This window comes from Streptomyces sp. NPDC006235, assembly GCF_040613735.1.
Taxonomy (GTDB): domain Bacteria; phylum Actinomycetota; class Actinomycetes; order Streptomycetales; family Streptomycetaceae; genus Streptomyces.
Genome location: NZ_JBEXSR010000002.1, coordinates 418,922 through 445,308, shown reverse-complemented (window position 1 = coordinate 445,308; position 26,387 = coordinate 418,922). Strand labels below are relative to the sequence as shown.

The following is a 26,387-nucleotide window of genomic DNA, read 5'->3' as shown; positions in this document are numbered from 1 at the left end:
CTGGTGCCCGCCGCGCTCGGCTCGGACGGGGCCGGCTCGGTGCGGATCCCGGCCGCGTGGACCCATCTGGTCGGTATCAAGCCGCAGCGCGGCCGCGTCTCCACCTGGCCGCGCGGCGAGTCCTTCCAGGGCATCACCGTCAACGGCACCCTGGCCCGTACGGTCGCCGACGCGGCCCTGCTGCTGGACGCGGCGAGCGGCAACCACGCGCTGGACCCGCACCGGCCCCCGGCCGTCGACGCCTCGGCCGCCGTCGGCCGCGACCCCGGGCGGCTGCGCATCGCGCTCGCCCTCAAGCCGCCGTTCACGGCCGTGCCCGCCCGGCTTCTGCCTCAGGTGCGGACCAGGGTCGTCGAACTCGCCGAGCGGCTGGCGGCGTTGGGGCACGCGGTCGAGGAGGCGGACCCGCCGTACGGGCGGATCGGGCTGACCTTCGTGCCGCGCGCGACGGCCGGGATCGCCGAGCGGGTGGCCGAGGCGCCCTTCCCGGCACTGCTGGACCGGCGCACCCTGGGAGCGGCCCGGCTGGGCCGGCTGCTCGGCGGGGCGCCGCTGCGGGCGGCCCGTCGGGCCGAGACCGTCCTGCACGGCCGTATCGGCGGGTTCTTCACCTCGTACGACGTCGTCCTCGCACCGACCACCGCCGCTCCCCCGCCTCGGATCGGCGCCCTGCTGGAACTCAGCGGTTTCGCCACCGACCGGGCGATGATCGCCGCCTGCCCGTACGCCTGGCCGTGGAATGTGCTGGGCTGGCCGGGCGTCAACGTGCCCGCCGGTTTCACGCCGGACGGTCTGCCCGTCGGAGCCCAGTTGCTGGGCCCGGCGAACAGCGAACCGCTTCTGGTGCAGGTGGCCGCGCAGTTGGAGGCGGAGCTGCGCTGGCACGAGAAGTGGCCGACGCCTCCGGTCGCCGAGACTTCGGCCGCCGCCTGAGCGATCGTGCGGGGTTTCGCCGGGCGGACCGGTCGGTGGCCGGGCGCACGGGAGCAACGTCTAGGGTGCCCGCGTGACCGCGTTTACCGATGAGAACGTCCCGGGCCGCTTTGGCCCCTCCGCCACCACCCAGGCCGATCCGCGCGAGGTCGGCCGGGTGCGCACCGAGTACTCGCCCGCGCACGACGGCGACCCCGACCCCGGCGAGATCGTCTGGACGTGGGTGCCCTTCGAGGAGAACGACGGGCGCGGCAAGGACCGCCCGGTGCTCGTGGTCGCCCGCGAGCCGGCGGGGACGTTCCTCGCCGTGCAGTTGTCCAGCAAGCGGCATGACGGCGATCGGGAGTGGGTGCCGATCGGCAGCGGACCGTGGGACCGGTCGGGCCGCGCGTCGTGGGTCGACGTGGACCGGGTCCTGCGTCTGCACGAGGACGGCATGCGCCGGGAGGCCTGCGCCCTGGACCGTATGCGCTTCAACCTCGTCCGGCACCGGCTGCGGGAGCGCTACGGCTGGAACTGAAAGCCTGTTCGAAAGCGCCCCGCACCACGGCCCCGGGCGTCCGGTCCAGCACCCCGAACACCACCTGCTCGAAGGCCTCCGCGAAGCGCCCGCCGGGTTCCAGCAGCGTCCGGAACGCCCCGGCGACCTGCGCCGGATCGTTGTGGAAGACGCCGCATCCCCAAGCGCCCAGCACCAGACGCCGGTAGCCGTGGGCGGCGGCCGACTCCAGGACCCGCTCGGCGCGGACGGCCAGGGCCCGCGGCAGTTCCCGGGCCCGCTCGGGTGCCGTGCGGTGCACGACGCCCGCGTTGGGCGCCGCCGCGGTCAGGAAGCCGGCGGTGTACGGCTCGTCCAGCAGGCGGCCCCGGTCGTCGCGGAAGACGGGCACGCCGGGTGAGTGGATGACACGGTCCGTGTAGAACGGGTCGCGGTGGGCGCGGTGGTGGTCGTAGAACGCACGGGCCCGGAGCAGGCAGGTGTACAGCGCGGAGGCCCGGCACAGGGCTTCTTCCTGGGCCTGGGCGCCGTTGAGATAACCGCCGCCGGGGTTGCGGGCGGAGGCGAAGTTCAGCACCGCCACGTGTCCGCCGAGCCGGCGAGCGGCCTCCAGGCTGCTCTCGCCCGTGACCTCGACCTGCATCCGAGTCACCTGAACGCAGGGCACGGACGCCGGCACCGGCACCGGTTCCGGACCGAACATGCGCGTACCCTCGCGGGCCGCCCGGAGTCCGGCCGCGAGGGACACCTCGCGCCCGTCCGGCGCCCGGTAGGCGCCCGCCGCCACGATCTGTTCAGTCTGCTGCGCGAGACCGCGCAGGCGCGCGCTCACGGCGCCACCCCCGTGCGCGCCGTGACCGCGTGCCGCGCGGTCGGTCTTGTCGTGCTCACGCAGGCATGGTGGGTGATGCCGGACGCGCGGTGCAACGCAGTTTTCGCCACGGGAGAACACCGGGGAAAGCACCGGGAAACGCCTGCCCGGCCCGGATGACCGCCCCGGAACGCCCCGGTACGCCCCCTTGTGCCGAGCGACACGAGGGACTTGGGTGGGACGAGTGATCCCGGCCCGGGCCGCCGAAGTGCCCGAACCGGTGGCATGGTGGAATCTCAGGAGGATCCCGACATGTCCGATGCGCCCACTGCCCCGGCGGGTGGCTGTACCCAGCCGCACACCGCCCTGTCCGAAGCCGAGGTCGAAGCCCTGGTCCGCGGCATCTGCTTCAAGACCGGCCCACCGCGCCGCCTCGGCGTCGAGGTGGAATGGCTCGTCCACGAGCTGCGCGCACCGCAGCTCCCCGTCACACCCGAACGACTCGACGCGGCCTACGCCGCACTGCGGCCCCTGTCCCTGAGGTCGGCGCTCACCGTGGAGCCCGGCGGCCAGCTGGAGCTGAGCTCGCCCCCCGCCGACTCGCTGACGGAGGTCATCGCCACCGTCTCCGCCGACCTCGACGCCGTCCGCGCGGTCCTGCGCGAGAACGGCCTCACACTGGTCGGCCTGGGCCACGATCCCTGGCACGAACCCCGCCGGTTCCTGCGCGAACCGCGCTACGACGCCATGGAGGCCTGCCTCGACCGCAACGGCCCCTCCGGCCGCGCCATGATGTGCGCCTCGGCCTCCGTGCAGGTGTGCGTGGACGCCGGCCACGAGGAGCCCGGGCCTCTCGGCCATGTGCGGCGCTGGTGGCTGGCCCATCACCTGGGCGCGGTCCTGGTGGCCGTGTTCGCCAACTCCCCGCTCGCCGGTCACCGGCCGACCGGCTGGCTGTCCACCCGGCAGCTGATGTGGACCCGGATCGGCGCCGGCCGGGCGGGCGGACCGCCCCTGGACGCCGACCCGCGCGGCGCCTGGGCCCGGCACGTGCTGGACTCCCCGGTGATGTGCGTACGGCGCGACGGCGGGCCCTGGGACGTCCCGGAGGGGCTCACCTTCCGCGAGTGGATCCGCACGGGCGCCCCCCGGCCACCCACGCGGGAGGACCTCGACTACCACGTCACGACGCTGTTCCCGCCGGTCAGGCCGCGCGGCCACCTCGAACTGCGCATGATCGACGCGCAGCCCGGTGACGACGGCTGGATCGTGCCGCTGGCCGTGACGGCGGCGCTGTTCGACGACCCGGAGGCCGCCGAGACCGCCTACCGGGCCGTGAAGCCGCTGGCCGAGCGCACACTCGGGCTGCCCGCGCCGCACAACCCGCTGTGGGTCGACGCGGCCCGCAACGGGCTGGCCGACGCCGAACTGCGCGAGGTGGCCGTCACCTGCTTCACGGCCGCGCTGGACGCCCTGCCCCGGCTCGGCGCCGGGCCCGAGGTCGTCGAGGCCGTCACGGCCTATCTGGACCGCCATGTCGTCCTGGGCCGCTGCCCCGCCGACGACCTGCTCGACCGACAGCGCGGCACGGACGGTCGCGCCCACGGGAAGGACCCGCGCTCATGACCGACACCAGCCCGGCCGTCGACCCCGGCACCACCGACCCCGAGGTCCTGCGCGAGCGGGCGGTCGCCTCGCTGGTTCTCGCCCGCGACCGCACCACCCTGCTGACGAGCTGCGTCGAGGACCCGGACCTGACCGCGCAGCACTCGCCGCTGATGTCGCCGCTCGTGTGGGACCTGGCGCACATCGGCAACCAGGAGGAGCAGTGGCTGCTGCGGGCCGTCGCCGGACACGAGGCGATACGGCCCGAGATCGACGGCCTCTACGACGCGTTCGAGCATCCGCGGGCCGAGCGGCCGAAGCTGCCCCTGCTGTCGCCGACCGAGGCACGCACGTACGCGGCCGATGTCCGTGGCCGCGCCCTGGACGTGCTGGAGAATGCGGCGTTCCACGGGACGCGGCTGACGGAGGCCGGGTTCGCGTTCGGGATGATCGCGCAGCACGAACAGCAGCATGACGAGACCATGCTGATCACCCATCAGCTGCGTCGGGGGCCGCAGGCACTGACCGCGCCCGACCCGGAGCCGGTACCGCTGTTCACCGGCCCGTCCGAAGTCCTCGTCCCGGGCGGCCCGTTCACGATGGGCACCTCCGACGAGCCGTGGGCCCTGGACAACGAACGGCCCGCGCACCGGCGTGAGGTGGCGCCCTTCCGGATCGACACCACGCCGGTGACGAACGGCGCGTACCAGGCCTTCATCGAGGACGGCGGCTACGACGACCCGCGCTGGTGGACGGCGGACGGCTGGACCCACATCCGCCGCAACTCCCTCACGGCCCCGCTGTTCTGGCGGCGGGACGGCAGGCAGTGGCTGCGGCGGCGCTTCGGCGTCACCGAGGTCGTCCCGCCGGACGAGCCGGTGCTGCACGTGTGCTGGTACGAGGCCGACGCCTACGCCCGCTGGGCGGGACGCCGGCTGCCCACGGAGGCCGAGTGGGAGAAGGCGGCCCGGCACGACCCGGCCGGCGACCGCTCCATGCGCTACCCGTGGGGCGACGCCGACCCGGGGCCCGAGCACGCCAACCTCGGCCAGCGGCATCTGCGTCCGGCGCCCGCCGGAAGCTACCCGGCCGGCGAGTCGCCGCTCGGCGTACGGCAGTTGATCGGCGACGTGTGGGAGTGGACGGCGAGCGACTTCCTGCCCTATCCGGGCTTCAGGGCGTTCCCGTACAAGGAGTACTCGGAGGTCTTCTTCGGGTCCGACTACAAGGTGCTGCGCGGCGGTTCGTTCGCCGTGGACGCGGTGGCCTGCCGGGGCACGTTCCGCAACTGGGACCATCCGATCCGGCGGCAGATCTTCTCCGGGTTCCGCACGGCCCGCTCGGAGGACGTCTGATGTGCCGTCATGTGGCGTACGTGGGACCGTCGGAGCCGCTCGGCCGGTTCCTGATGGATCCCCCGCACGGCCTGTACCGGCAGTCGTGGGCGCCACGGCGGCAGCGGTACGGGACGGTCAACGCCGACGGTTTTGGCGTCGGCTGGTACGCCGAGGGCGATCCGGTGCCGGCGCGCTACCGCCGGGCCGGGCCGATCTGGGCGGACCTGTCGTTCGCCGATCTCGCCCGGGTCGTACGATCCGCCGCGCTGCTCGCCGCGGTGCGCGACGCGACGCTGTCGGGTGCGGACGCGGAGGCCGCGGCGGCGCCGTTCGCGGCGGGGACCTGGCTGTTCAGCCACAACGGGGCGGTCAAGGGCTGGCCCGGTTCGCTGGCGCCCGTGTCCCGCACGCTGCCGCCGGAGGACCTGCTGTCGCTGGAAGCCCGCAACGACTCGGCGTTCGTGTGGGCCCTGGTCCTGGCCCGGCTCAGGAGCGGCGACGAGCAGGGCCAGGCGCTGGCCGACACGGTCCTGGAGGTCGCCGCCGCGGCTCCCGGCTCCCGGCTCAACCTCCTGCTCACCGACGGCGACACCGTCACCGCCACCGCATGGGGCGACACCCTCTGGTATCTCACCCGGCCCGGCGGCGGCACCGTCGTGGCCTCGGAGCCCTACGACGACGATCCGCACTGGCAGGAGGTGCCCGACCGCACGCTGCTCGCGGCGAGCCGCACGGACGTGCTGCTCACGCCGCTGAAGGAGCCGGCCGACACCTTCGCGCCCGCCTCACCCAAGGAGCCCCGTACGTGAGCCCGTTCCACCTCACCCGCACGCTGCCCGAGGACGCCACGGACGCCGCGCTGCGCGCCGACGTCCACCGGGGTCTGACCGGCCGTCCCAAGACGCTGCCGCCGAAGTGGTTCTACGACGCGCACGGCAGCGACCTCTTCGAGAAGATCACCGAACTGCCCGAGTACTACCCGACGCGCGCCGAACGGGAGATCCTCGTCGCGCGCTCCGGCGACATCGCCGCGGCGACCAGGGCCCGCACGCTGGTCGAGCTCGGCTCCGGCTCCTCGGAGAAGACGCGGCATCTGCTCGACGCGCTGACGGACCTGCCCACCTACGTCCCCGTCGACGTCAGCGAGAGCGCCCTCACCCAGGCCGGGCAGGCGCTCGCCGCCGAGCGGCCGGGGCTCGACGTGCACGCGCTGATCGCCGACTTCACCGCGGAACTGACGTTGCCGGAGACGCCGGGGCCCCGGCTGGTGGCGTTCCTCGGCGGCACGATCGGCAACCTGCTGCCCGCGGAGCGCGCCGCGTTCCTGGCGTCCGTGCGGGCCCTGCTCGCCCCGGGCGACGCGCTGCTGCTGGGCACGGACCTGGTCAAGGACGAGGAGGTGCTGGTCCGGGCGTACGACGACGCGGCCGGGGTGACGGCCGCGTTCAACAAGAACGTGCTCACCGTGATCAACCGCGAGCTGGGAGCCGACTTCGACCCGGCCGCCTTCGACCACCTGGCCCTGTGGGACGCCGAGCGCGAGTGGATCGAGATGCGGCTGCGCTCCCGTACGGCGCAGACCGTGAAGGTGCCGGCGCTCGACCTCGCGGTCGACTTCGCGGCGGGCGAGGAGCTGCGGACCGAGGTGTCGGCGAAGTTCCGGCAGGAGGGTGTGCGGAGCGAACTGTTCGCGGCGGGCCTGGACCTGGCCCACTGGTGGACGGACGAGGCGGGCCGGTTCGCGCTGTCGCTGAGCGTCGTGCGCTGAGCGTGGTGCGCTGACATCTGTGGCATGCCTGTGGCATCCCTGTGCCCCTGGCGGCGGCGGGGCGGGCGACGACGTCTCGCGCTTCGCCGCCGTTTGGGGCACGGTGGAGTCACGTGTGACACCCGTCACTGAAGAGGAGCAACGGCATGTCGAACCACACCTACCGGGTCACGGAGATCGTCGGCACCTCCCCCGACGGCGTCGACGAGGCCATCCGCAACGGCATCGGCCGGGCCTCGCAGACGCTGCGCAACCTGGACTGGTTCGAGGTGACGCAGGTGCGCGGGCAGCTCGAGAACGGGCAGATCGCGCACTGGCAGGTGGGCCTGAAGGTGGGCTTCCGGCTGGAGGAGTCCGAGTAGTCCGCCGCGCTGCGAACGGCCGGCTCAGTCCGGCAGCGGTGCCGAAGTGGAGCGGCCCGGCTGCCTGCCCTCCGGCGGGTAGTCGCAGTCGATGCTGCTCACCTCCCGGTCGCCGTCCTCGGAGTCGACGATGGCCACGCCCGTGCAGGCCCGGCCGTGTTCGTCGGTCCAGGTGACGATCTCGCTCCGGTCGGGCTTCGCACAGCTCGTGAGCAGCACGGCGCCGACGAGCGCGGCTGCCGCGAGCGCGCCCCTACGACGTCCCTTCATGGCATCCCCCGTATGTCCGCTGTCCTCGGTACCCGGAGATACCCGGCGGAGGTGAACACTCCGCCAACGCGGACTCTCAGGTGCGCCCTTCCCGCTCCTGCGCCACCTTCAGTTCGGCGGACCTGGCCGCCCAGTCGGCCCGTAGGACGGTGAAGCCCGCGCGCCGGGCGTCCTCACAGACCAGTTCGTCGTCGTCCACGAGGACACGGATCTCACGCGTGCGGGCGAGCCGCCGCAGGATCTCCAGCTTGGTGAACCGGGCGGGCCGGCGGTCGGCGTCGCGCCGCATGTACACCCGCCCCTCGGGCAGTTCCTGCGCGGCGAGCCAGTCGAGCGTGTCGCGCCGGCAGCGCTCGGGCCGCCCGGTGAGGTAGACGATCTCGCACTCCCGCGCGCTCTCCTTGACCAGCGCGATGCCCTCCGGGAGCGGCGGGTCCTGGGGCGCCGCCGAGAAGAACCCGCCCCAGTCCCGCGGCCTGCGCTCCAGGAACCGCTGCCGGTGCGCGGTGTCGGCGAGGGTGTTGTCCAGGTCGAACACGGCCAGCGGGGCCACACGGCGATCGTCACTCACGCTGTCCACCCTAGGCCGCCCGGCGGTTTTCGTCGTCCGTCCCGGGTGGCTGACCGTGTGCGGCGGCCGGGGCGACGGGTCCACTGGCCGGGCCCGTAGGCGGCACAGCCCGCAGCCCGCAGCCCGCAGCCCGCAGGAACGGGAACCCCGTCCGCGGCCGACACGAACACCTGCCGGGAACTGGACGGGGTGCCACCCCGGCAACCTTCGCCCCCCGGGCGGCCACTGCTCTGCGACACCCACGCAGGTACAGGCAGGAGGCCGTATGCGCAACGCGAGGATCTGGTCGGTGGCGGTGGCGGGGGCCGTGGTGGCCCTGGCGCTGGGCGGGCCGGTGGGGACGGCGGCCGCGGCGGGGACGACCCTGGTCGTGGCGCCCGGCGGGGACGACTCCGGCCCGGGCACGCTCGACCGGCCGCTGAGGACGATTCAGCGGGCGGTGGACCTGGCGCGGCCCGGGGACACCATCAGCGTGCGCGGCGGGACGTACGCCCTCACCGACAACATCACCATCACCACCTCGGGCACCGCATCCCAGCCCATCACCCTCGCGCCCTACCAGGGCGAGCGGGTGGTCGTCGACGGGGAGAAGCTGCCCGCCGGCCACACCCCGGTCGGCGGCAGCATCCCGCGTGCCGAGCGTGGGGCGGTCCACATGGAGGCGTCGCACTGGCGGATCTCGGGCCTGGAGATCGTCAACGGCCCGTACGGCGTGTACTGCGACGGCTGCAACAGCAATGTCTTCGCGCGCCTGAGCACCCACGACAACTACGAGTCCGGCTTCCAGCTCCAGGGCGCCTCCAGTGACAACCAGATCCTGAACCTGGACAGTTACGGCAACCGCGACCCTCGCAAGAACGGCGAGAGCGCCGACGGCCTGGCCATCAAGGAGGGCAGCGGTTCGGGCAACGTCGTGCGCGGCGCCCGGTTGTGGAACAACGTCGACGACGGCTTCGACGCCTGGAAGTTCACCTCCCCGGTCACGATCGAGAACACGGTGGCGTACGGCAACGGCTTCAACCGCTGGAACTTCCCCGACTTCGCGGGCGACGGGAACGGCTTCAAACTCGGCGGCGGCAGCCCGGCCCCGGCCGTGGCCCACACGGTCCGGGGCGGCGTCGCGTTCAAGAACGCCAAGCACGGATTCACCGACAACGGCAACCCGGGCGCCCTCGCCCTGAGCCGCAACTCCACGTTCGCCAACGCCGGTACGGGCTTCGACGCCGACGTCTCGGGCGGGACCGCCAGGCTCACCGGCGACCTCTCCGTCGCGGACCAGCGCCCGGCGGCCGTCGGGTCCGGGACGGTCGCCAGCGGCAACTCCTGGAACATCGGTGGGACTTGGGACGCCGCCTCGGTCCTGAGCACCGACCCGGCCCCGCTCACCGGCCCCCGCGCGGCGGACGGCTCGCTGCCGAAGGCGCCGGCGTTCCTCGTCCCCCGGTCCGGCACCGCCGTCGGCGCCCGCTTCTGACCAGCCCGGCCGGAGAAATGGTCCGTACTATTTACGGGCCGGCCTTTCCCTGGCAGCCCGGCGCAGGCGCAGTACCGCCTACCTTCGACCGTGGCGTGAACGAGCCATGAACAGCCGTGAATTGCCCCTCACAGTTGATGGCTCAAGCGTCGCACTGACATACTCCGCATTCAGCCTCGCCCCCACCCGCGGGCGGGGCTGGCCGGGGATCTCCACACAGAACCCCGAGGCAGTCCGCGTGAATCCGAACAGCGATTCTTTCGGTTTCACGAGACCCCCACAGAGCCCGCACCCCCGCAGTGCGCCCGGCGTCCCTCCACCTTGCTCAAAGCCGGACGAGACCACTGACTCGAAGGGGTCGAGTGCGGGGCACGAAGCAGCGAAGAAGGTGCGCCTGTGCCCGAATTTCCACCGCGACGGGATGACACTCCCACATTCCCACTTCCGCACATCGAACACACTCCGCCGTCTCGCATATCCGATCATCCCGAATTTCACTCCCTGCGTCGCGCGCAGCGCCGGTTCGGCACCCGGGCGACGATCCTGTCGGTCGGCGGATTCCTGCTGTATGTGCTGTTGTCGAGTTTTGTGCCCGCGGTGATGAACCAGCCGCTGTTCGGCCACCTCACGATCGGACTGACCCTCGGCCTCGGCCAGTTCGTCATCATGGGCGTGACCGCGTGGTGCTACGTCCGGCACATGCGCACCCGAGTCGATCCGCTCGCCCGCGGCCTGAGGTCCCGGCAGCACGAGAACGACAGCCGCCGCGCCCGCTCGGCGGCGGCGCCCCCTCAAGGGGCCGGGCAGCCCGTCCAGCACGGCACGAGGGGGTTCCGCACGTGGTGACGCTCGCCGCCATCGACGACAGCAGCCTCCAGCTGACGTTCGTCCTGTTCCTGACCGTGGTCGTGATCACCCTGTTCACGGCCCTGCTGACGGCGCCTCAGCGCGACGAGATCAGCGAGTTCTACCTCGGCAACCGCACCATGTCGCCGCTGCGCAACGGCCTCGCCATGTGCGGCGACTACCTGTCCGCCGCCACCCTGCTGGGCAGCACCGGCCTGGTCGCCCTCACCGGGTACGACGGACTGATGTACCTCGGCGGCACGACCGTCGCCTGGATGATGGTGCTGCTGCTCATCGCCGAACCCCTGCAACGTACGGGGAAGTTCACCCTGGGCGACACGGTGGCGCTGCGCCTGCCCCGGCAGCAGCGGCCGGTCCGGGTGGCGCTGGCCGTCTGCATCCTGGCCATCACGACCCTCTACCTGGTGGCCCAACTGGTCGGCAGTGTTGCCCTGCTGACCCAGTTCACCGGCGCGCCGAGCGCCACCACCCGCACCCTGTGCGTGGCCGTGATCGGTACCTTCGTGATCCTGTACGCCTCCCTCGGGGGCATGCCCGGAGCGACGGTCATCCAGATCATCAAGGCCGTGATGCTGATCGCGGGCGTGCTGTTCACCGCGGGCTTGGTGCTGTACCACTTCGACTGGAACCCCAACGCGCTGCTCGAGAGGGCTGCCGACCGCAGTGGAACCGGTCTGTCCTTCCTCGAACCCGGGCTGCGCTACGGCGGCACCGTCAGCAACAAGCTGGACTTCCTCAGCCTCGAACTGGCCATCGTCCTCGGCCTCGCCGCCCTGCCGCACGTGCTGATGCGCCTGCTCGCCCCGCGCAGCAGCAGCGTGCTGCGCCGCTCCGTGGTGTGGGCCATCGGCCTGGTCGGCGCGGTCTGCTTCGGGGCCGGCATCCTCGGCCTCGGCGCCACCGCGCTCCTCGGCCGGGACGCCATCGAGAGCACGGACCGCACCGGCAACGCCTCCGTCCTGCTGCTCGCGCACGAACTGGGCGGCAGCGTCCTCACCGCGCTGCTGACCTGCCTGGCGTACCTGACCCTGCTCGCCGTGGCGGTGGGCCTCACCCTGGCCGCGGCCTCGTCCCTCGCGCACGACCTGTACGGCGAGGTGATCCGCAAGGGCCGGGCGAGCGAGACGGAGGAGCTGACCGTCGCCCGGCTGTCCGGGGCGGTCATCGGCATCCTCGGCATCCTGCTGGCCCTCGTCGCCTGGGGGGCGAACACCGCGACGCTCGCGTTCCTCGCCTTCGCCATCGCGGCCTCCGCGATCCTGCCGACGATCATCTACACCCTCTTCTGGCGCCGCTTCACGGCGAAGGGAGCACTGCTCAGTCTCTACGGCGGCCTGCTCTGCTCGGTCCTGCTCGCCGTGTTCTCCCCCGTCGTCTCCTCCGCCCCGGCCTCGTTCTACCCCGAGGTCGACTTCGCCTGGTTCCCGCTCCAGAACCCCGGCATCGTCTCCATCCCCGTGGGCTTCCTGCTGGGGTGGCTCGGGACGGTGCTGGACAAGGGCCCGGCCGAGGAGAGCACCGCGCACGAGGAGTTCGAGGTGCGGATGCTCGTGGGCGCCGACGACTGACGCACCGGACGGGACACCGGCCACGGGACACCGGGGACGCGAATTGTTAATGGGATCCATTTTCATGTAGCGTCCTCGGTGCCTGCCCACCGAGGAGGAGTCCCATGGCTGTCCCGAAGCGGAAGATGTCCCGCAGCAACACCCGTCACCGCCGCGCCCAGTGGAAGGCCGCCACGCCGACGCTGGTCCCGGTCACCGTCGACGGCGTCCGTCACCTCGTACCGCAGAACCTGGTCAAGGCCTACGAGCGCGGCCTGCTGCGCCCCGAGGGCTGACACCGTGTCGTACGAACGACTGCCCGTCACCGTGCTCTCCGGATTCCTCGGGGCGGGCAAGACCACCCTGCTCAACCACGTCCTGGCCAATCGCGAAGGTCTGCGCGTCGCCGTCATCGTCAACGACATGAGCGAGGTCAACATCGACGCGGCCCTGGTGCGCGGCGGCGAGGCCGCCCTGTCGCGGACCGAGGAACGCCTGGTCGAGATGACCAACGGCTGTATCTGCTGCACGCTCCGCGACGACCTGCTGGACGAGGTGGACCGACTGGCCCGCGAGGGCCGGTTCGACCACCTCCTCATCGAGAGCTCCGGCATTTCGGAACCCATGCCCGTCGCGGCCACCTTCGCCTTCGCCCGTGACGACGGCGCCACCCTCGACGACGTGGCCCTGCTGGACACCATGGTCACGGTCGTGGACGCGGCCAACTTCCTCGCCGAGCTGGACAGCGGCGACGACCTCGCCGAGCGGGGTCTCGCGCCGTACGAGGACGACGAGCGCACGGTCAGCGATCTGCTCGTCGACCAAGTCGAGTTCGCCGACGTCCTCGTCCTCAACAAGCTCGACCTGGTCGACGAGGAGACGGCGGCCCGGCTGCGGGCGGCCCTGACCCGGCTGAACCCGCTCGCCCGGCTGGTCCCGGCGACGCACGGCCGGGTGGACCTCCGCCAGGTGCTCGGCACCCGCCTGTTCGACCTGGAACGCGCCCAGCAGGCGCCGGGCTGGGTCCGGGAACTCAACGGCGACCACGTCCCCGAGACCGAGGAGTACGGCATCTCCTCCACCGTCTTCCGCTCCGCACTCCCCTTCCATCCCGGGCGGTTGTGGACGTTCGTCACGGAGGAACTGGACACCGGTGCCTATGGTCGGATCCTGCGTTCCAAGGGCTTCTTCACCCTGGCGAGCCGCCCGCACGTGACGGGTCTGTGGTCACAGGCCGGCTCCGTCGCCCGCTTCGAACCGTCAGCGGCCCGCGACACCGACACCCCGCACGCGCAGGAGCTGGTGTTCATCGGGACGGGCCTGGACACGAAGGCCCTCCACACCGCCCTGACCGGCTGCCTCGCGGCGCCCGGCGAAGCCCCTTCGGCCGACGACCCGTTCCCCGCCTGGGACACGTACGGCATCGACGAGACGTGCGACCACGAGCACGCGGCGTAGCGGCGGGCGCGGTGCCGGGAATGCCACGGCCTCGCACGCGTTGAATCCCGTGTGAGCTCCCTGATCGCCTCGACTCGTTTCTCCGTCCTCGACCGCTCCCGCACCCGCGACGGGCACACGCATCCCGAGGCGCTGCGTGACACCGTGCGGCTGGCCGGGGAGTTGGAGAAGCTCGGGTATCACCGGCTGTGGGTCTCGGAGCATCACGGCGTTCCCGGGGTCGCCGGTTCCGCGCCGACCGTGCTGGCGGCGGCCGTCGCCGCCGCGACGCGGACGATCCGGGTCGGCACCGGCGGGGTGATGCTGCCCAACCACCGGCCGCTGGTCGTGGCGGAGCAGTTCGGGGTGCTGGAGTCGCTGTTCCCCGGGCGGATCGACATGGGTCTGGGGCGGTCCGTGGGCTTCACGGACGGGGTGCGCAGGGCCCTGGGCGGTGACAAGGAGGACGCCGAGGACTTCGAGGCGCAGCTGCGGGAGCTGCTCGGCTGGTTCCGGGGCACCTCCCCGACCGGGGTGCACGCGCGTCCCGCCGAGGGGCTGGCCGTGCCGCCGTTCGTCCTGGCCATGGGCGAGGGCGCCGGCATCGCGGCCCGCCTCGGCCTGCCCATGGTGATCGGCGACCTGAGGAACCGGGACAAGATACGGCGTGGCATCGACCACTACCGCGACGCTTTCCGTCCCTCGGCCTGGGCGAGCGAGCCCTATGTCGTCGTCTCCGGCACGATCGCCGTGGCCGCCACACCCGAGGAGGCCCGGCGGCTGCTGATCCCCGAAGCCTGGTCCATGGCGTACTCCCGCACCCACGGCACCTTCCCGCCCCTGCCGCCCGCGGAGCGCGTGGAGGCGCTCACGATGAGCGCCAAGGAACGCGGCTTCTACGAGTCCGGGCTGACCGGGCACATCGCCGGCACCGAGGAGCAGGTCGCGCACGAACTGGAGACGGTGCTGAAGGAGACGGGAGCGCAGGAGGTCCTGGTCACCACCAGCACGTACGACCGCGAGGCGCTGCTGGACTCCTACCGGCGGCTGGCCGCGATCACCTCCGGTTAGAGTCGTTGCCCATGCACGACCCTCACGGCCCCCACGACCCGTACGTCCGTGTCCGCGGCGCCCGCGAGCACAACCTCAAGGGCATCGACGTCGACATTCCCCGGGACGTGCTGGCCGTGTTCACCGGCGTGTCCGGCTCGGGCAAGTCGTCGCTGGCGTTCGGCACCATCTACGCGGAGGCGCAGCGGCGTTACTTCGAGTCGGTCGCGCCGTACGCGCGCCGGCTGATCCACCAGGTCGGCGCGCCGAAGGTCGGGGAGATCACCGGTCTGCCGCCGGCCGTCTCGCTCCAGCAGCGCCGCGCGGCCCCCACCTCGCGTTCCTCGGTCGGCACCGTCACCAACCTCTCGAACTCGCTGCGCATGCTTTTCTCCCGGGCCGGCACCTACCCGCCCGGCGCCGGGCGCCTCGACTCCGACGCCTTCTCGCCCAACACGGCGGCCGGGGCCTGCCCGGAGTGCCACGGGCTCGGCCGGGTGCACCGCACGAGCGAGGAGCTGCTGGTCCCCGACCCGTCGCTGTCGATCCGCGAGGGCGCGATCGCCGCGTGGCCGGGCGCCTGGCAGGGCAAGAACCTGCGGGACGTCCTCGACGCGCTCGGGTACGACGTCGACCGGCCGTGGCGGGAGCTGCCCGCCGAGGCGCGTGAGTGGATCCTGTTCACGGACGAGCAGCCGGTGGTCACCGTGCACCCGGTCCGGGACGCGGGCCGGATCCAGCGGCCGTACCAGGGCACGTACATGAGCGCCCGGCGGTACGTGATGAAGACCTTCTCCGACTCCAAGAGCCCGGCCCTGCGGGCGAAGGCCGAGCGGTTCCTCACCAGCGCGCCCTGCCCGGCCTGTGGCGGCAGCCGGCTACGGCCCGAGGCCCTGGCGGTGACGTTCGGCGGCCGGACCATCGCCGAGCTGGCGGCGCTGCCGCTGGTGGAGCTGGCCGCCGCCCTCGACGCGACCTCCGAGACCGCCCGGGTCCTCACCGACGACCTCACCTCCCGTATCGCGCCGATCGTCGAACTCGGCCTCGGCTACCTCAGCCTCGACCGGTCCACCCCCACCCTCTCCGCGGGCGAGCTGCAACGCCTGCGCCTGGCCACGCAGTTGCGCTCCGGCCTGTTCGGTGTCGTCTACGTCCTCGACGAGCCGTCGGCCGGGCTGCACCCGGCGGACACCGAGGCGCTGCTGGTCGTGCTGGAGCGGCTGAAGGCGGCCGGGAACTCGGTGTTCGTGGTGGAGCACCACCTCGATGTCGTACGCGGGGCCGACTGGCTGGTCGACGTGGGTCCGGACGCGGGTGAGCACGGCGGGCGGGTGCTGCACAGCGGCCCGGTCGCCGGGCTGGCGTCCGTCGAGGAGTCGGCGACGGCCCGCTACCTGTTCGACGACTCCCCCGCCCCCGCGCGCGAGGTCCGCGAACCGAGCGGCTGGCTCAAGACCGGGCCGATCACCCGGCACAACCTGCGCGGTGTGTCCGCCGAGTTCCCGCTCGGCGTGTTCACCGCGGTCACCGGGGTGTCCGGCTCCGGCAAGTCCACGCTCATCGGGGAGATCACGCAGGACACGGCCGGGGTGGGCCGGCTGGTCTCGGTCGACCAGAAGCCGATCGGACGCACCCCGCGCTCGAACCTCGCGACGTACACGGGTCTCTTCGACGTCGTGCGCAAGGTGTTCGCGGCCACCGACGGGGCGCTGGAACGGGGCTTCGGCGTCGGCCGGTTCTCCTTCAACGTGGCGGGCGGGCGCTGCGAGACCTGCCAGGGCGAGGGGTTCGTCAGCGTGGAGCTGCTGTTCCTGCCGAGCACGTACGCGCCCTGCCCGGACTGCGGCGGGGCCCGGTACAACCCTCAGACGCTGGAGGTGACGTACCGGGGGCGGACCATCGCGCAGGTGCTGGATCTGACGGTGGAGAGCGCGGCGGAGTTCTTCGCCGACACCCCGGCCGTGGCCCGCAGCCTGGGCACGCTGCTGGACGTGGGCCTCGGCTACCTGCGCCTCGGCCAGCCCGCGACCGAGCTCTCCGGCGGCGAGGCCCAGCGCATCAAACTGGCGAGCGAACTGCAGCGCGGCCGGCGCGGGCACACGCTCTACCTCCTCGACGAGCCCACGAACGGCCTCCACCCGGCCGATGTGGACGTCCTGATGCGCCAGTTGCACGGCCTCGTCGACGCCGGGCACACCGTGATCGTCGTCGAGCACGACATGTCCGTCGTCGCGCGCGCGGACTGGGTCGTCGATCTCGGTCCGGGCGGCGGCGACGCGGGCGGCCGGATCGTGGCGGCGGGACCGCCGGCGGAGGTGGCGCGGTCCGAGCAGAGCAGGACAGCGCCGTATCTCGTCCGCACGCTGTCCGGGGCCGGCTGAGGCCGGTCGAGGAACGACCGTCCCGCCCCTGCCGCCAGGCGAGGCCGGGGTGCTTCCGGCGGGAGGGCGACCCCTCGGCGCCCCGCATGCCCCTTGGCCCCTCGCGGCGGCCGAAGACGAACGGCCTCGGCACACCGCCCTCCCCCGCGCCGCCGCCGTGGCCGGTCGCGGCGAGCGCCAGGGCGATCCGCTCACCCAGACCGCTGCGGGCCGGACCCGGAACCCCGCCGGGCCGGTACGCGCCCTACGCCACCAGCACCGTGTGCGTCCACGCCGGTGCCGCCGTCTCCTGTGGTTGTGCGGAATGGGCCAGGGCACGGCGGTCGGGGCAGGTGCCCGGGGGTATGGGGGCGCGGACCTCGACCTCCGCGACCAGGCCGCGGGCCGTCGCCACCCGCCACAGGGAGGCGAACAGAGTGTCGTCGCCGACGAACGCGGGGGCCGTGGTGGTGGTTCCGCCGGTGAGCCGGTAGCGGATCCGGACCGGCTGGACCGGCACTCCCGCGTCGAGAGCCGCCTGGAAGACGGCCCGGCGGAAGGTGCCCTGGGCCCGGCCGCACCAGGTGCTGCCCTCGGGGAAGGCCGCGACGGCGGCGCCCTCGCGCAGGGCCCGGGCGATCCGGGCGACGGTCTCCGGGAGGGCCCGCAGCCGGTCCCGGTCGATGAACAGGGTGCCGCCGCGGGCGGCCAGCGGCCCGGCGACGGGCCACCGCCGTACCTCGGTCTTGGCCAGCATCCGGGCGGGGCGTACGGCGGCGAGCAGCGGGATGTCCAGCCAGGAGATGTGGTTGGCGACCAGCAGCAGTCCGCCGGTGGGGACGGCGGCGCCGGTGACGCGGACCCGGACCCCGGCGGCCCCCACGATCCACCGGCACCACCGCCGGATCAGGGACGCCGGTATCCGGGCGCCGAGCGGCGACAGCGCGATCCCCGCGAACAGCAGCAGGACGACCCCGGTGAGCCGCAGCACGGCACGCGGCACGGCACGCGCCGGCACCCCCGCCGGCGCCTCGACACAGGCCCGCGGTGTGCAGGGCGCGGTGGGCAGCCAGGCACTCATCAGGCGGGCACGAGGGACAGGAAGTGCCGCAGGTAGCGCGCGTTGACCCGGCTCATCGGCAGCAGCACGTACAGGTCGGCGACGCCGAAGTCCGGGTCGTGCGCGGGCTCGCCGCACACCCAGGCGCCGAGGCGCAGGTAGCCGCGCAGCAGGGCGGGCAGTTCGACGCGGGCGGCGGGCGCGGGGCCCGGGACCCACGGCAGCAGCGGCCGGACGCGGTACTCCTCGGGCGACAGGTGCTTGGCGCTCACGCGGTCCCAGGTGGCGGAGGCCAGGGTGCCGCCGTCGGCGAGCGGGACGGAGCAGCAGCCGGCGAGCCACTCGTGGCCCCGGTCGACCATGTAGCGGGCGATCCCGGCCCAGATGAGGCTGATGACCGCGCCGTCGCGGTGGTCGGGGTGCACGCAGGAGCGGCCGACCTCGACGAGCTCGGGCCGGATCCCGGCGAGGGAGCTCAGGTCGAACTCGCTCTCGGAGTACAGCCGCCCGGCGACGGCCGCACGCTCCGGCGGCAGCAGCCGGTAGGTGCCGACGACCTGGCCGGTGGTCTTCTCGCGGACGAGCAGGTGGTCGCAGTACGCGTCGAACGGGTCGACGTCCAGCCCCGGTGGGGAGCCGGCCAGCAGGGCGCCCAGCTCCCCGGCGAAGACGTCGTGCCGCAGCCGCTGCGCGGCACGCACGTCCTCCTCGGTCCGGGCGAGGGTGACGGTGTAGCGGGTGGGGGCCGTGGGCTGCGCGGGGCGGTCGACGGTCAGTACGCCGGTCATGGCTCTCTCCTGGTCACGGGCCGGGGCGGCGAGCGGTGCCGCCACCCACTGTTGTGCCCATGCCGACTGACCTTCGCGTGACGAGTGCCAGGAGCGCGGATGCCAGGAGATTGAATGCCAGAAGTGCAACGTGGCAGGGGCGCGGGGAACTGCGCGACCAGCCCCCACACCCCCCGGCGTACTACCGCTTACCCACCCGCCGAGTAGCCCGCAGCCACTCCTTGTTCATGCTCGTAATGGACATCAGCGGAATCCCCTTGGGACAAGCCGTCGCACACTCCCCGGCGAGCGTGCACCCCCCGAACCCCTCCTCGTCCATCTGCGCCACCATGTCCAGCACCCGAGTCTCCCGCTCGGGCGCCCCCTGCGGCAGCACGTTCAGATGGTTGACCTTGGCGGACGTGAACAGCATCGCCGCCCCGTTCGGGCACGCCGCGACACACGCCCCGCACCCGATGCACTCGGCATGCTCGAAGGCGAAGTCGGCGTCCGGCTTCGGCACCGGCGTCGCGTGCGCCTCGGGCGCCGCACCCGTCGGCGCGGTGATGTATCCGCCGGCCTGGATGATCCGGTCGAACGCCGAACGGTCGACGACCAGGTCCTTGATCACCGGGAACGCGGACGCCCTCCACGGCTCGATGTCGATCGTGTCGCCGTCCTTGAACGACCTCATGTGCAGCTGGCACGTGGTCGTCCGCTCGGGCCCGTGCGCGTCGCCGTTGATGACGAGCGAGCACGCGCCGCAGATGCCCTCGCGGCAGTCGTGGTCGAAGGCGACCGGGTCCTCGCCCTTGAGGATGAGCTCCTCGTTGAGGGTGTCGAGCATCTCCAGGAAGGACATGTCGGGGGAGATCCCGTCCACCTCGTACGTGGACATGGCGCCGTCGGCGTCGGCGTTCTTCTGCCGCCAGACGCGCAGGGTGAGCTTCATGCGTAGCTCCGCTGGGTGGGGTGGACGTACTCGAAGACCAGGTCTTCCTTGTGCAGGGTCGGAGCCTCGCCGGTGCCGTTGAACTCCCAGGCGGCCGCGTACGCGAACTCGTCGTCCTTCCGGGCGGCCTCGCCGTCGGGCGTCTGGGACTCCTCGCGGAAGTGGCCGCCGCAGGACTCGCTGCGGTGCAGCGCGTCGAGGCACATCAGCTCCGCCAGCTCCAGGTAGTCGACGACGCGGTTGGCCTTCTCCAGCGACTGGTTGAACTCCTCGCCGGTGCCGGGCACCTTGACGCGCCGCCAGAACTCCTCACGGATCTGCGGGATGCGCTCCAGCGCCTTGCGCAGTCCCGAGTCGGTGCGCGCCATGCCGCAGAACTCCCACATGAGTTCACCGACCTCGCGGTGGAAGGAGTCGGGCGTGCGGTCGCCGTCGACGGACAGCAGCAGGTTGAGCCGGTCCTCGGTCTCGGCCAGCACCTCCTGCACGACCGGGTGGCCGGCGTCGACCCGGTCCCGCAGCGGGTTGCGGGCGAGGTAGTCGTTGATGGTCGCGGGGAGCACGAAGTAGCCGTCGGCCAGTCCCTGCATCAGCGCGGAGGCGCCGAGCCGGTTGGCCCCGTGGTCGGAGAAGTTGGCCTCGCCGATCGCGAACAGGCCGGGGATGGTGGTCTGCAGGTCGTAGTCGACCCACAGGCCGCCCATCGTGTAGTGCACGGCGGGGTAGATCCGCATGGGCACCCGGTACGGATCCTCGTCGGTGATCCGCTGGTACATGTCGAAGAGGTTGCCGTACTTGGCCTCGACGGCCTTGCGGCCCATGCGCTCGATCGCGTCGGCGAAGTCGAGGTAGACGCCTTGCCCGCCGGGACCGACGCCCCTGCCCTCGTCGCAGACGTTCTTCGCGGCGCGGGAGGCGATGTCACGCGGCACCAGGTTGCCGAAGGACGGGTAGATGCGCTCCAGGTAGTAGTCGCGCTCGTCCTCGGGGATCTCGTTCGGCGGGCGGTCGTCGCCCTTGGCCTTCGGCACCCAGATGCGGCCGTCGTTGCGCAGCGACTCGCTCATCAGCGTCAGCTTGGACTGGTGGTCGCCGGTGCGCGGGATGCAGGTGGGGTGGATCTGGGTGAAGCAGGGGTTGGCGAAGTAGGCACCGCGCCGGTGCGCCCGCCAGATCGCGGTCGCGTTGGAGTTCATGGCGTTCGTCGACAGGTAGAAGACGTTGCCGTAGCCGCCGCTGGCGAGGACGACGGCGTCCGCGAAGTACGTGTCGATCTTGCCGGTGATGAGATCCCGCGCGACGATCCCGCGCGCCCGCCCGTCGACGACGATCAGGTCGAGCATCTCCGTGCGCGGGTGCATCTCGACGTTCCCCGCGGCGATCTGCCGGCTGAGGGCCTGGTAGGCGCCGAGCAGCAGCTGCTGTCCCGTCTGGCCGCGGGCGTAGAAGGTCCGCGAGACCTGGACGCCGCCGAAGGAGCGGGTGTCGAGCAGGCCGCCGTACTCGCGGGCGAACGGCACGCCCTGGGCCACGCACTGGTCGATGATCTCGACGGAGATCTGCGCGAGGCGGTGCACGTTGGACTCGCGGGCCCGGAAGTCGCCGCCCTTGACGGTGTCGTAGAACAGCCGGTGGACGGAGTCGCCGTCGTTGCGGTAGTTCTTCGCGGCGTTGATGCCGCCCTGAGCGGCGATGGAGTGGGCGCGGCGCGGGGAGTCCTGGTAGCAGAACTGGACGACGTGGTAGCCCTGTTCGGCGAGGGTGGCTCCGGCGGAGCCGCCGGCGAGGCCGGTGCCGACGACGATGACGGTGTGCTTGCGCCGGTTGGCGGGGTTGACCAGCTTGGCCTCGAAGCGGCGCTTGTCCCAGCGCTCGTGGACGGGGCCCTTCGGGGCCTTGGTGTCGACGACCGGCTCACCGGTCGCGTAGTCGGCGTAGGAAGTCATCTTCAGCTCACCACTCCGGTCATGACGCCCACGGGTACGGCGATGAAACCGGCCGTGAGCAGCAGCGCGAGGACGTTTGCGACGGTCTTCAGGGCCCGGTCGCGGGTGCGGCTGCCGGCGCCGAGGGTCTGGGCGGCGCTCCAGAAGCCGTGCCGGATGTGCAGGCCGAGCGCGAGCATCGCGACGATGTAGATGACGTTGCCGTACCAGGTGGAGAAGGTGTCCACGACGTTCTGGTACGGGTGGCCGGGCCGGAAGCCGGGGTGCACGGTGCCGGTCGTGAGGTCCAGGACGTGCCAGACGATGAACAGCCCGAGGATGATCCCGCCCCACCGCATGGTGCGCGTCGCGTAGCTCGCGCGCGGCCTCTTGTGGACGTACTTGCTGGGCCGCGCTTTGATGTCGCGGCGGCTGAGCTGGTACGCGGAGACGGCGTGCGCGACGACGGCGACCACCAGCACGACGCGGATCAGCCACAGCGTCCACTCGTAGTGCATGAACGGCTCGCCGACGGTGCGCAGCCAGTGTCCGTACGCGTTGAACTCGCCGGCCCCGAAGTAGATCTTCAGGTTTCCGATCATGTGGGCGACCAGGTACAGCAGCATGATCAGGCCGCTGACCGCCATCACGGTCTTCTTGCCGACGGTGGAGTCCCACACGGTGCGTGCCATGGACGGCCGTCGGTCCGTCCGCGTTGCCAGAGCCATGTCACAGCACGCTACGGACATGGAGCCGATCGGTCCAAGACATGGTGCGGCTTGATTCCATAGGCAGGGGCTATCGTACGAGGATGCAGTTCCACCAGCTCCAGTACTTCGTGGCCGTCGCCGAGACCCGGCACTTCACCCGGGCCGCCGATCTGGTCCATGTCGCGCAGCCGTCGCTGTCGCAGCAGATCAAGGCACTGGAGCGGGAGCTGGGCGCGGACCTGTTCCTGCGGGCGCGGGGCAACATCACGCTCACGGACGCCGGGGAGGCCCTGCTCCCGCTGGCCCGGCGCATCCTGGCCGACGCGGACACGGCCCGGCACGAGGTGCTGGAGCTGGTGCAGCTGCGGCGGGGGCGGGTGCGGCTCGGCGCCACGCCCAGTCTGTGCACGGGCCTGCTGCCGGATGTGCTGCGCGCCTTCCACGACCGCTACCCGGGCATCCGGCTGCTGATCGAGGAGGGCGGGTCGCACGACCTGGTGCGGGAGCTGGCACGCGGCGCGCTGGATCTCGCCCTGGTGGTGCTGCCCCTGCCGACGCCGTCCCCGGCGCTGACGACGGTGGAGCTGCTGCGCGAGGACCTGGTCGTGGTCTCCTCCCCGGACGCGCCGAGACCCGGCCGGGGCCGGCGCACCGTACGCGTCGCCGACCTGGAGGGCGAGCGCCTGGTGATGTTCCGCCACGGCTACGACCTGCGCGAACTGACCGTGGCGGCGTGCCGCGCGGAGGGGTTCGAGCCGGACTTCGCGGTGGAGGGCGGGGAGATGGACGCGGTGCTGGGTTTTGTGCGGGCCGGGCTCGGGGTCGCCGTCGTGCCGCGGATGGTGGCGGCGAGGTCGGGACGTGGTCTGCGGGTGACCCCGCTGGCCAGACCCGGCCTCCACCGCACCATCGCGCTGGCGCACCGCAGCGATGTGGCTCCGCCTCGGGCCGCTCGGGAGTTGCAGCGGATGCTGCTTGAGCGGTGAGGGCGTTTTGTCTACGGATATGCGCCGTTGGGTGTGAGCATCGTTCAGGAGTGCGGGTGGTGCGCGGCTGGTCGCGCAGTTCCCCGCGCCCCCAGAAAAGCCGGCTCAGCCAGTGGCGTCCGCCAGTGCCAGTTCGTGCAGACGGTCCGGGGGGCCCGGCCTCGCGTAGTACCAGCCCTGGGCCGTGTCGCACCCGAGTATCCGCAACTGTTCGGCCTGCGCTCCCGTCTCGACACCCTCCACCGTCACCGCGAGGTCCAGGCTGTGGGCCAGCGAGACGATCCCCTCGACGATCTTCAGGTCGACGGGGTCGGCCGGGAACTGCTGCATGCTCTGCGTGAAGGAGCGGTCCAGTTTCAGGATGCTGACCGGCAGGCGGCGCAGGTTGGCGAGGTTGGAGTAACCGGTACCGAAGTCGTCCAGGGCGATGTCGACGCCCATCTCCGCCAGGCGGCGCAGCGGCTTCAGCAGATCGTCGTCCGCGCCGATCAGCGCCGACTCCGTGACCTCCAGGCAGAGGGCGTCCGGTTCGATGCCCGTACGCTCCAGGATGTCGACGGTGTCCTGGACCAGACCGGGGTGGGTCAACTGGCAGGGCGAGAGGTTGACGTTGATCCGCAGCGGGCCCACCGCCTCGGCCCCACCGTGCAGTTCCCGCCACTCGCGGGCCTGCCGCACCGACTGTTCCAGGACCCAGCGACCCAACGGCACGATCAGCCCGGTGTGTTCGGCGAGCGGGATGAACCGGTCCGGGCCGAGCACCCCGTGCTGCGGATGCAGCCAGCGCACCAGGGCCTCCGCACCGCGCACACTGCCGTCGCCGAGATGGACCAGCGGCTGGTACTCGATGAAGAACTCGCCCCGCTCCAGGGCCGTCGGCAGCGCCGTGGTCAGGCCGTGCCGGGTGATGGCGCGGGCGTCCGCCTCCGGGTCGGCGAGTTCGAAGCGGTTGCCGCCCGCCGACTTGGCCCGGTACATGGTGATGTCGGCGCTGCGCAGCACCTCCGCCGGGCTGCGCTCCCCGGCCGGGCCCTCGACGATGCCGATGCTGCCGCGCACGGTCAGCTCCCGGCCGTCGACGCTGATCGGGGCGAGCAGCGCGTTCATGATGCGCGTGGCGAGCTCGTCGACCTCTCGCTGGGTGTCGGGGCCCGTGGCCAGGGCCACGAACTCGTCGCCGCCGAGCCGGGCGACCATCTCGCCGGGTGCGGTGGCGCAGGACTGGAGCCGGTCGGCGACCTCCACCAGCAGCCGGTCGCCGGCCGCGTGGCCGAGGCTGTCGTTGATGGTCTTGAAGCCGTCGAGGTCGAGGTAGCACAGGCCGAACCGCTGGTCCTTGCCGGCGCTCAGTGCCTTCTCCAGTCGCTCGAAGAAGAAGGTGCGGTTCGGCAGCCCGGTCAACGCGTCGTGCGTGGCCTCGTAGCGCAGCCTCAGGTTGAGCAGCCGCCGCTCGGTGGTGTCCTCCATGAGCGCGAGCTGGTACTGCGGAGAGCCGTCGGCGTCCCGCAGCAGGGAGACCGTCAGATTGGTCCACAGGACCGTTCCGTCAGGGCGGTAGAACGCCTTCTCCAGGTGGTAGTGCTCACGCTCGCCGCGCACGAGTTCGTCGTAGAGCCGCCAGGTCTGCGGCGCGTCGTCGGGGTGGGTCCACTCCATCACGTTGCGGCTGCGCATCGTCTGCTCGGAGACCCCGAACATGCGCAGCAGCGCGCCGTTGACCTGGAGGATGTTGCCGTCGAGGTCGGCCATGCCGATGCCTATGGCCGCGCCCTCGAAGACCGCGCGGAAGCGGGCCTCGGTCGCGTGCAGGGCCTGTGCCACCACGCCCTGCGCCCGGAGGGCGGCCTGGGCGATGGCCTCCTGCTCGGCCAGCGTCCGTTCGCGCAGCGCCTGCGCGAAGCCAGCGGCCATCGCGTGCTGGAGGCGTGCGGAGCGCGCCCGCAGGTCCTCCTGGTCGCCGTCACCGCCGCAGTACAGGACGAGATAGGCGTCCACGCAGTCCAGCGTGCGGCTGAGCGCCTCCGGGTCGGTGCAGTGCGCGTCCACGAGGGCGGCGCCCACCGCCCTGCCCTCGTCGGCGTCGAAGGCGCGGGCCAGCAGCGCCCGGCTCAACCGCCGGGCCAGCGGCAGCAGTTCTTCCTCGAACTCGGGCCGGGTCGACGACGTCGAGGTGACCGGGAAGACGGCCCGGCTCCAGATCGTCGCGAACCGGCGCAGTCTGTCCTCCGGCCCGTCCGGTTCCGCGATCACGCCGTACGCCCCACGCCCGCGAAACCGGAGAACGCATACGGATCCTCGTCCTCCGGTGCGGTGTCGGGCCGCCAGCGCGGCATCGCCACCAGTCCGGGTTCCACCATGTCGTACCCCTTGAAGAACCGCGCGATCTCCTCGCGCGAGCGCATGATCAGCGGGTTGCGGATGTCCTGGTACACGTTCACCGCGCCCCCGGCCCGCTCCGGCGGCAGCGGGATCCCCTCGTACGAGGCATGGGTGAGCACGAGCAGGCTGCCGGGCGCGAGCGCCTCGCCCAGCTCGGCCACCGCCCCGTACGGGTCGTCCTCGTCTTCCACGAAGTGCAGTATGGCAACGAGGAGCAGCGCCACTGGCTGATTCAGGTCGATCAGCCGCTCCACCTCGGGGCTGCGCAGGATCTCCTGGGGCTTGAGCAGGTCCGCGGCGACGACGGCCGCGTCGTCGTTGCCCTCCAGGACCGCCTCGCTGTGCGCCACGGCCACCGGGTCGTGGTCGACGTACACCACGCGCGCGCCGGGGCGGGCGGCCTGGGCCACCTCGTGCACATTGCCGAAGGTGGGGATGCCGGAGCCGATGTCCAGGAACTGGCCGATGCCCAGGCCGGCCGCGTACCGCACGGCGCGGCGCATGAAGGCCCGGTTCGCCTGCATGATCTTGGGGAGCCCCGGCATGAACTCCATGGCCCTGCGGGCCGCTTCCCGGTCGACCTCGAAGTTGTGCGATCCGCCCAGGTAGTAGTCGTACATCCGGGAGACGCTGGGCACCGAGATGTCGATGCTCCGTGGGGCCCAGGCGGGACGCTCCATCTATCTCTCCAAGGCGTAGGCGATCCGGTGTTCGAGC

At 72.2% G+C, this 26,387-nt stretch carries 25 protein-coding genes; 15 read left to right on the top strand and 10 right to left on the bottom strand.

Translation table 11 applies throughout. From position 1 onward, the window contains the following. Positions 1-933, top strand: a 933-nt coding sequence (locus ABZ192_RS04095) for an amidase family protein (protein ID WP_356922946.1), incomplete at its 5' end; no start/stop codon positions are given. A gap of 73 nt (positions 934-1,006) precedes the next feature. Then, on the top strand, positions 1,007-1,453 hold the full coding sequence (locus ABZ192_RS04090; RefSeq protein WP_356922945.1) for a type II toxin-antitoxin system PemK/MazF family toxin: 447 nt from the start codon (positions 1,007-1,009) through the stop codon (positions 1,451-1,453). Here ABZ192_RS04090 and ABZ192_RS04085 read toward each other — a convergent pair. Continuing rightward, positions 1,407-2,264, bottom strand: coding sequence for a TIGR02452 family protein (locus tag ABZ192_RS04085; protein ID WP_356922944.1), 858 nt, complete (start codon positions 2,262-2,264; stop codon positions 1,407-1,409). The genes ABZ192_RS04090 and ABZ192_RS04085 overlap by 47 nt on opposite strands. Positions 2,265-2,555: 291 nt before the next feature. Here ABZ192_RS04085 and egtA point away from each other — a divergent pair, with 291 nt between their 5' ends. From egtA to ABZ192_RS04060, 5 genes are all read left to right on the top strand, one after another. Next, positions 2,556-3,869: an ergothioneine biosynthesis glutamate--cysteine ligase EgtA gene (egtA, locus tag ABZ192_RS04080; protein WP_356922943.1), complete on the top strand. Its 1,314-nt coding sequence runs from the start codon at positions 2,556-2,558 to the stop codon at positions 3,867-3,869. Further along, positions 3,866-5,203: an ergothioneine biosynthesis protein EgtB gene (egtB, locus tag ABZ192_RS04075; protein WP_356922942.1), complete on the top strand. Its 1,338-nt coding sequence runs from the start codon at positions 3,866-3,868 to the stop codon at positions 5,201-5,203. Before egtA ends, egtB begins: the two co-directional genes overlap by 4 nt. Continuing rightward, entirely contained in the window at positions 5,203-5,994 is a 792-nt protein-coding gene (gene egtC, locus ABZ192_RS04070) for an ergothioneine biosynthesis protein EgtC (protein ID WP_356922941.1), read from the top strand. The genes egtB and egtC overlap by 1 nt, the downstream gene beginning before the upstream one ends. Further along, a complete protein-coding gene (egtD, locus tag ABZ192_RS04065) occupies positions 5,991-6,953 on the top strand; it encodes an L-histidine N(alpha)-methyltransferase (RefSeq protein WP_356922940.1) in 963 nt (320 codons plus the stop codon). The genes egtC and egtD overlap by 4 nt, the downstream gene beginning before the upstream one ends. A gap of 146 nt (positions 6,954-7,099) precedes the next feature. Continuing rightward, a complete protein-coding gene (locus tag ABZ192_RS04060) occupies positions 7,100-7,315 on the top strand; it encodes a dodecin (protein WP_356922939.1) in 216 nt (71 codons plus the stop codon). Positions 7,316-7,339: 24 nt separating this feature from the next. On the opposite strand, the gene ABZ192_RS04055 is transcribed toward ABZ192_RS04060, so the two are convergent. Next, positions 7,340-7,585, bottom strand: coding sequence for a hypothetical protein (locus tag ABZ192_RS04055; RefSeq protein WP_356922938.1), 246 nt, complete (start codon positions 7,583-7,585; stop codon positions 7,340-7,342). A gap of 76 nt (positions 7,586-7,661) precedes the next feature. Continuing rightward, positions 7,662-8,156, bottom strand: coding sequence for a hypothetical protein (locus tag ABZ192_RS04050; RefSeq protein ID WP_356922937.1), 495 nt, complete (start codon positions 8,154-8,156; stop codon positions 7,662-7,664). A 265-nt stretch (positions 8,157-8,421) separates the two neighbouring features. Here ABZ192_RS04050 and ABZ192_RS04045 point away from each other — a divergent pair, with 265 nt between their 5' ends. The 7 genes from ABZ192_RS04045 to ABZ192_RS04015 all read left to right on the top strand — a co-directional run bounded on the left by ABZ192_RS04045 (position 8,422) and on the right by ABZ192_RS04015 (position 16,912). Beyond that, the gene (locus ABZ192_RS04045) at positions 8,422-9,630 is read left to right on the top strand and encodes a right-handed parallel beta-helix repeat-containing protein (protein ID WP_356922936.1); all 1,209 of its coding nucleotides are present in this window, start codon (positions 8,422-8,424) and stop codon (positions 9,628-9,630) included. A gap of 396 nt (positions 9,631-10,026) precedes the next feature. Continuing rightward, positions 10,027-10,476 (top strand): DUF485 domain-containing protein, encoded by a 450-nt coding sequence (locus tag ABZ192_RS04040; RefSeq protein ID WP_356922935.1) that lies wholly within the window; start codon positions 10,027-10,029, stop codon positions 10,474-10,476. Beyond that, on the top strand, positions 10,470-12,065 hold the full coding sequence (locus ABZ192_RS04035; protein WP_356922933.1) for a cation acetate symporter: 1,596 nt from the start codon (positions 10,470-10,472) through the stop codon (positions 12,063-12,065). The genes ABZ192_RS04040 and ABZ192_RS04035 overlap by 7 nt, the downstream gene beginning before the upstream one ends. A gap of 104 nt (positions 12,066-12,169) precedes the next feature. Next, positions 12,170-12,340, top strand: a complete 171-nt coding sequence (gene rpmF, locus ABZ192_RS04030; RefSeq protein WP_010043581.1) for a 50S ribosomal protein L32 — start codon at positions 12,170-12,172, stop codon at positions 12,338-12,340. 4 nt (positions 12,341-12,344) lie between these two features. Continuing rightward, positions 12,345-13,502, top strand: a complete 1,158-nt coding sequence (locus ABZ192_RS04025) for a GTP-binding protein (protein ID WP_356922931.1) — start codon at positions 12,345-12,347, stop codon at positions 13,500-13,502. A 51-nt stretch (positions 13,503-13,553) separates the two neighbouring features. Next, a complete protein-coding gene (locus ABZ192_RS04020) occupies positions 13,554-14,552 on the top strand; it encodes an LLM class flavin-dependent oxidoreductase (protein WP_356922929.1) in 999 nt (332 codons plus the stop codon). Positions 14,553-14,563: 11 nt separating this feature from the next. Then, the gene (locus ABZ192_RS04015; protein ID WP_356922928.1) at positions 14,564-16,912 is read left to right on the top strand and encodes an excinuclease ABC subunit UvrA; all 2,349 of its coding nucleotides are present in this window, start codon (positions 14,564-14,566) and stop codon (positions 16,910-16,912) included. 244 nt (positions 16,913-17,156) lie between these two features. On the opposite strand, the gene ABZ192_RS04010 is transcribed toward ABZ192_RS04015, so the two are convergent. The 5 genes from ABZ192_RS04010 to ABZ192_RS03990 form a co-directional block, all read right to left on the bottom strand. Continuing rightward, on the bottom strand, positions 17,157-17,972 hold the full coding sequence (locus tag ABZ192_RS04010) for a lysophospholipid acyltransferase family protein (protein WP_356922927.1): 816 nt from the start codon (positions 17,970-17,972) through the stop codon (positions 17,157-17,159). After that, on the bottom strand, positions 17,972-18,739 hold the full coding sequence (locus ABZ192_RS04005; RefSeq protein WP_356922926.1) for a GNAT family N-acyltransferase: 768 nt from the start codon (positions 18,737-18,739) through the stop codon (positions 17,972-17,974). Before ABZ192_RS04005 ends, ABZ192_RS04010 begins: the two co-directional genes overlap by 1 nt. Before the next feature lie 181 nt (positions 18,740-18,920). After that, positions 18,921-19,670 carry a succinate dehydrogenase/fumarate reductase iron-sulfur subunit gene (locus ABZ192_RS04000; protein WP_356922925.1) on the bottom strand — a complete coding sequence of 250 codons (750 nt, stop codon included), beginning with the start codon at positions 19,668-19,670 and terminating at the stop codon, positions 18,921-18,923. Beyond that, positions 19,667-21,616, bottom strand: a complete 1,950-nt coding sequence (locus tag ABZ192_RS03995; RefSeq protein ID WP_356922924.1) for a fumarate reductase/succinate dehydrogenase flavoprotein subunit — start codon at positions 21,614-21,616, stop codon at positions 19,667-19,669. The genes ABZ192_RS04000 and ABZ192_RS03995 overlap by 4 nt, the downstream gene beginning before the upstream one ends. A 2-nt stretch (positions 21,617-21,618) precedes the next feature. Next, positions 21,619-22,287: a succinate dehydrogenase gene (locus ABZ192_RS03990; RefSeq protein ID WP_356922923.1), complete on the bottom strand. Its 669-nt coding sequence runs from the start codon at positions 22,285-22,287 to the stop codon at positions 21,619-21,621. A 119-nt stretch (positions 22,288-22,406) separates the two neighbouring features. Between ABZ192_RS03990 and ABZ192_RS03985 the strand changes: the two genes are divergently transcribed. Then, a complete protein-coding gene (locus ABZ192_RS03985) occupies positions 22,407-23,291 on the top strand; it encodes a LysR substrate-binding domain-containing protein (RefSeq protein WP_355845690.1) in 885 nt (294 codons plus the stop codon). 105 nt (positions 23,292-23,396) lie between these two features. Here the strand turns inward: ABZ192_RS03985 and ABZ192_RS03980 are convergent, their stop codons facing one another. Both ABZ192_RS03980 and ABZ192_RS03975 read right to left on the bottom strand, forming a co-directional pair. Beyond that, positions 23,397-25,541: an EAL domain-containing protein gene (locus tag ABZ192_RS03980; RefSeq protein WP_356922922.1), complete on the bottom strand. Its 2,145-nt coding sequence runs from the start codon at positions 25,539-25,541 to the stop codon at positions 23,397-23,399. Continuing rightward, positions 25,538-26,350 (bottom strand): SAM-dependent methyltransferase, encoded by an 813-nt coding sequence (locus ABZ192_RS03975; RefSeq protein WP_356922921.1) that lies wholly within the window; start codon positions 26,348-26,350, stop codon positions 25,538-25,540. Before ABZ192_RS03975 ends, ABZ192_RS03980 begins: the two co-directional genes overlap by 4 nt. Positions 26,351-26,387: the final 37 nt, after the last annotated feature.

Bases quoted from the DNA above. Each gene is read 5' to 3' on its own strand.
- egtA (WP_356922943.1), top strand. From the start codon at position 2,556: ATGTCCGATGCGCCCACTGCCCCGGCGGGTGGCTGTACCCAGCCGCAC.
- egtB (WP_356922942.1), top strand. From the start codon at position 3,866: ATGACCGACACCAGCCCGGCCGTCGACCCCGGCACCACCGACCCCGAG.
- egtC (WP_356922941.1), top strand. From the start codon at position 5,203: ATGTGCCGTCATGTGGCGTACGTGGGACCGTCGGAGCCGCTCGGCCGG.
- ABZ192_RS04060 (WP_356922939.1), top strand. From the start codon at position 7,100: ATGTCGAACCACACCTACCGGGTCACGGAGATCGTCGGCACCTCCCCC.
- ABZ192_RS04055 (WP_356922938.1), bottom strand. From the start codon at position 7,585: ATGAAGGGACGTCGTAGGGGCGCGCTCGCGGCAGCCGCGCTCGTCGGC.
- ABZ192_RS04045 (WP_356922936.1), top strand. From the start codon at position 8,422: ATGCGCAACGCGAGGATCTGGTCGGTGGCGGTGGCGGGGGCCGTGGTG.
- rpmF (WP_010043581.1), top strand. From the start codon at position 12,170: ATGGCTGTCCCGAAGCGGAAGATGTCCCGCAGCAACACCCGTCACCGC.
- ABZ192_RS04015 (WP_356922928.1), top strand. From the start codon at position 14,564: ATGCACGACCCTCACGGCCCCCACGACCCGTACGTCCGTGTCCGCGGC.
- ABZ192_RS04010 (WP_356922927.1), bottom strand. From the start codon at position 17,972: ATGAGTGCCTGGCTGCCCACCGCGCCCTGCACACCGCGGGCCTGTGTC.
- ABZ192_RS04005 (WP_356922926.1), bottom strand. From the start codon at position 18,739: ATGACCGGCGTACTGACCGTCGACCGCCCCGCGCAGCCCACGGCCCCC.
- ABZ192_RS04000 (WP_356922925.1), bottom strand. From the start codon at position 19,670: ATGAAGCTCACCCTGCGCGTCTGGCGGCAGAAGAACGCCGACGCCGAC.
- ABZ192_RS03995 (WP_356922924.1), bottom strand. From the start codon at position 21,616: ATGACTTCCTACGCCGACTACGCGACCGGTGAGCCGGTCGTCGACACC.
- ABZ192_RS03990 (WP_356922923.1), bottom strand. From the start codon at position 22,287: ATGGCACGCACCGTGTGGGACTCCACCGTCGGCAAGAAGACCGTGATG.
- ABZ192_RS03985 (WP_355845690.1), top strand. From the start codon at position 22,407: ATGCAGTTCCACCAGCTCCAGTACTTCGTGGCCGTCGCCGAGACCCGG.
- ABZ192_RS03975 (WP_356922921.1), bottom strand. From the start codon at position 26,350: ATGGAGCGTCCCGCCTGGGCCCCACGGAGCATCGACATCTCGGTGCCC.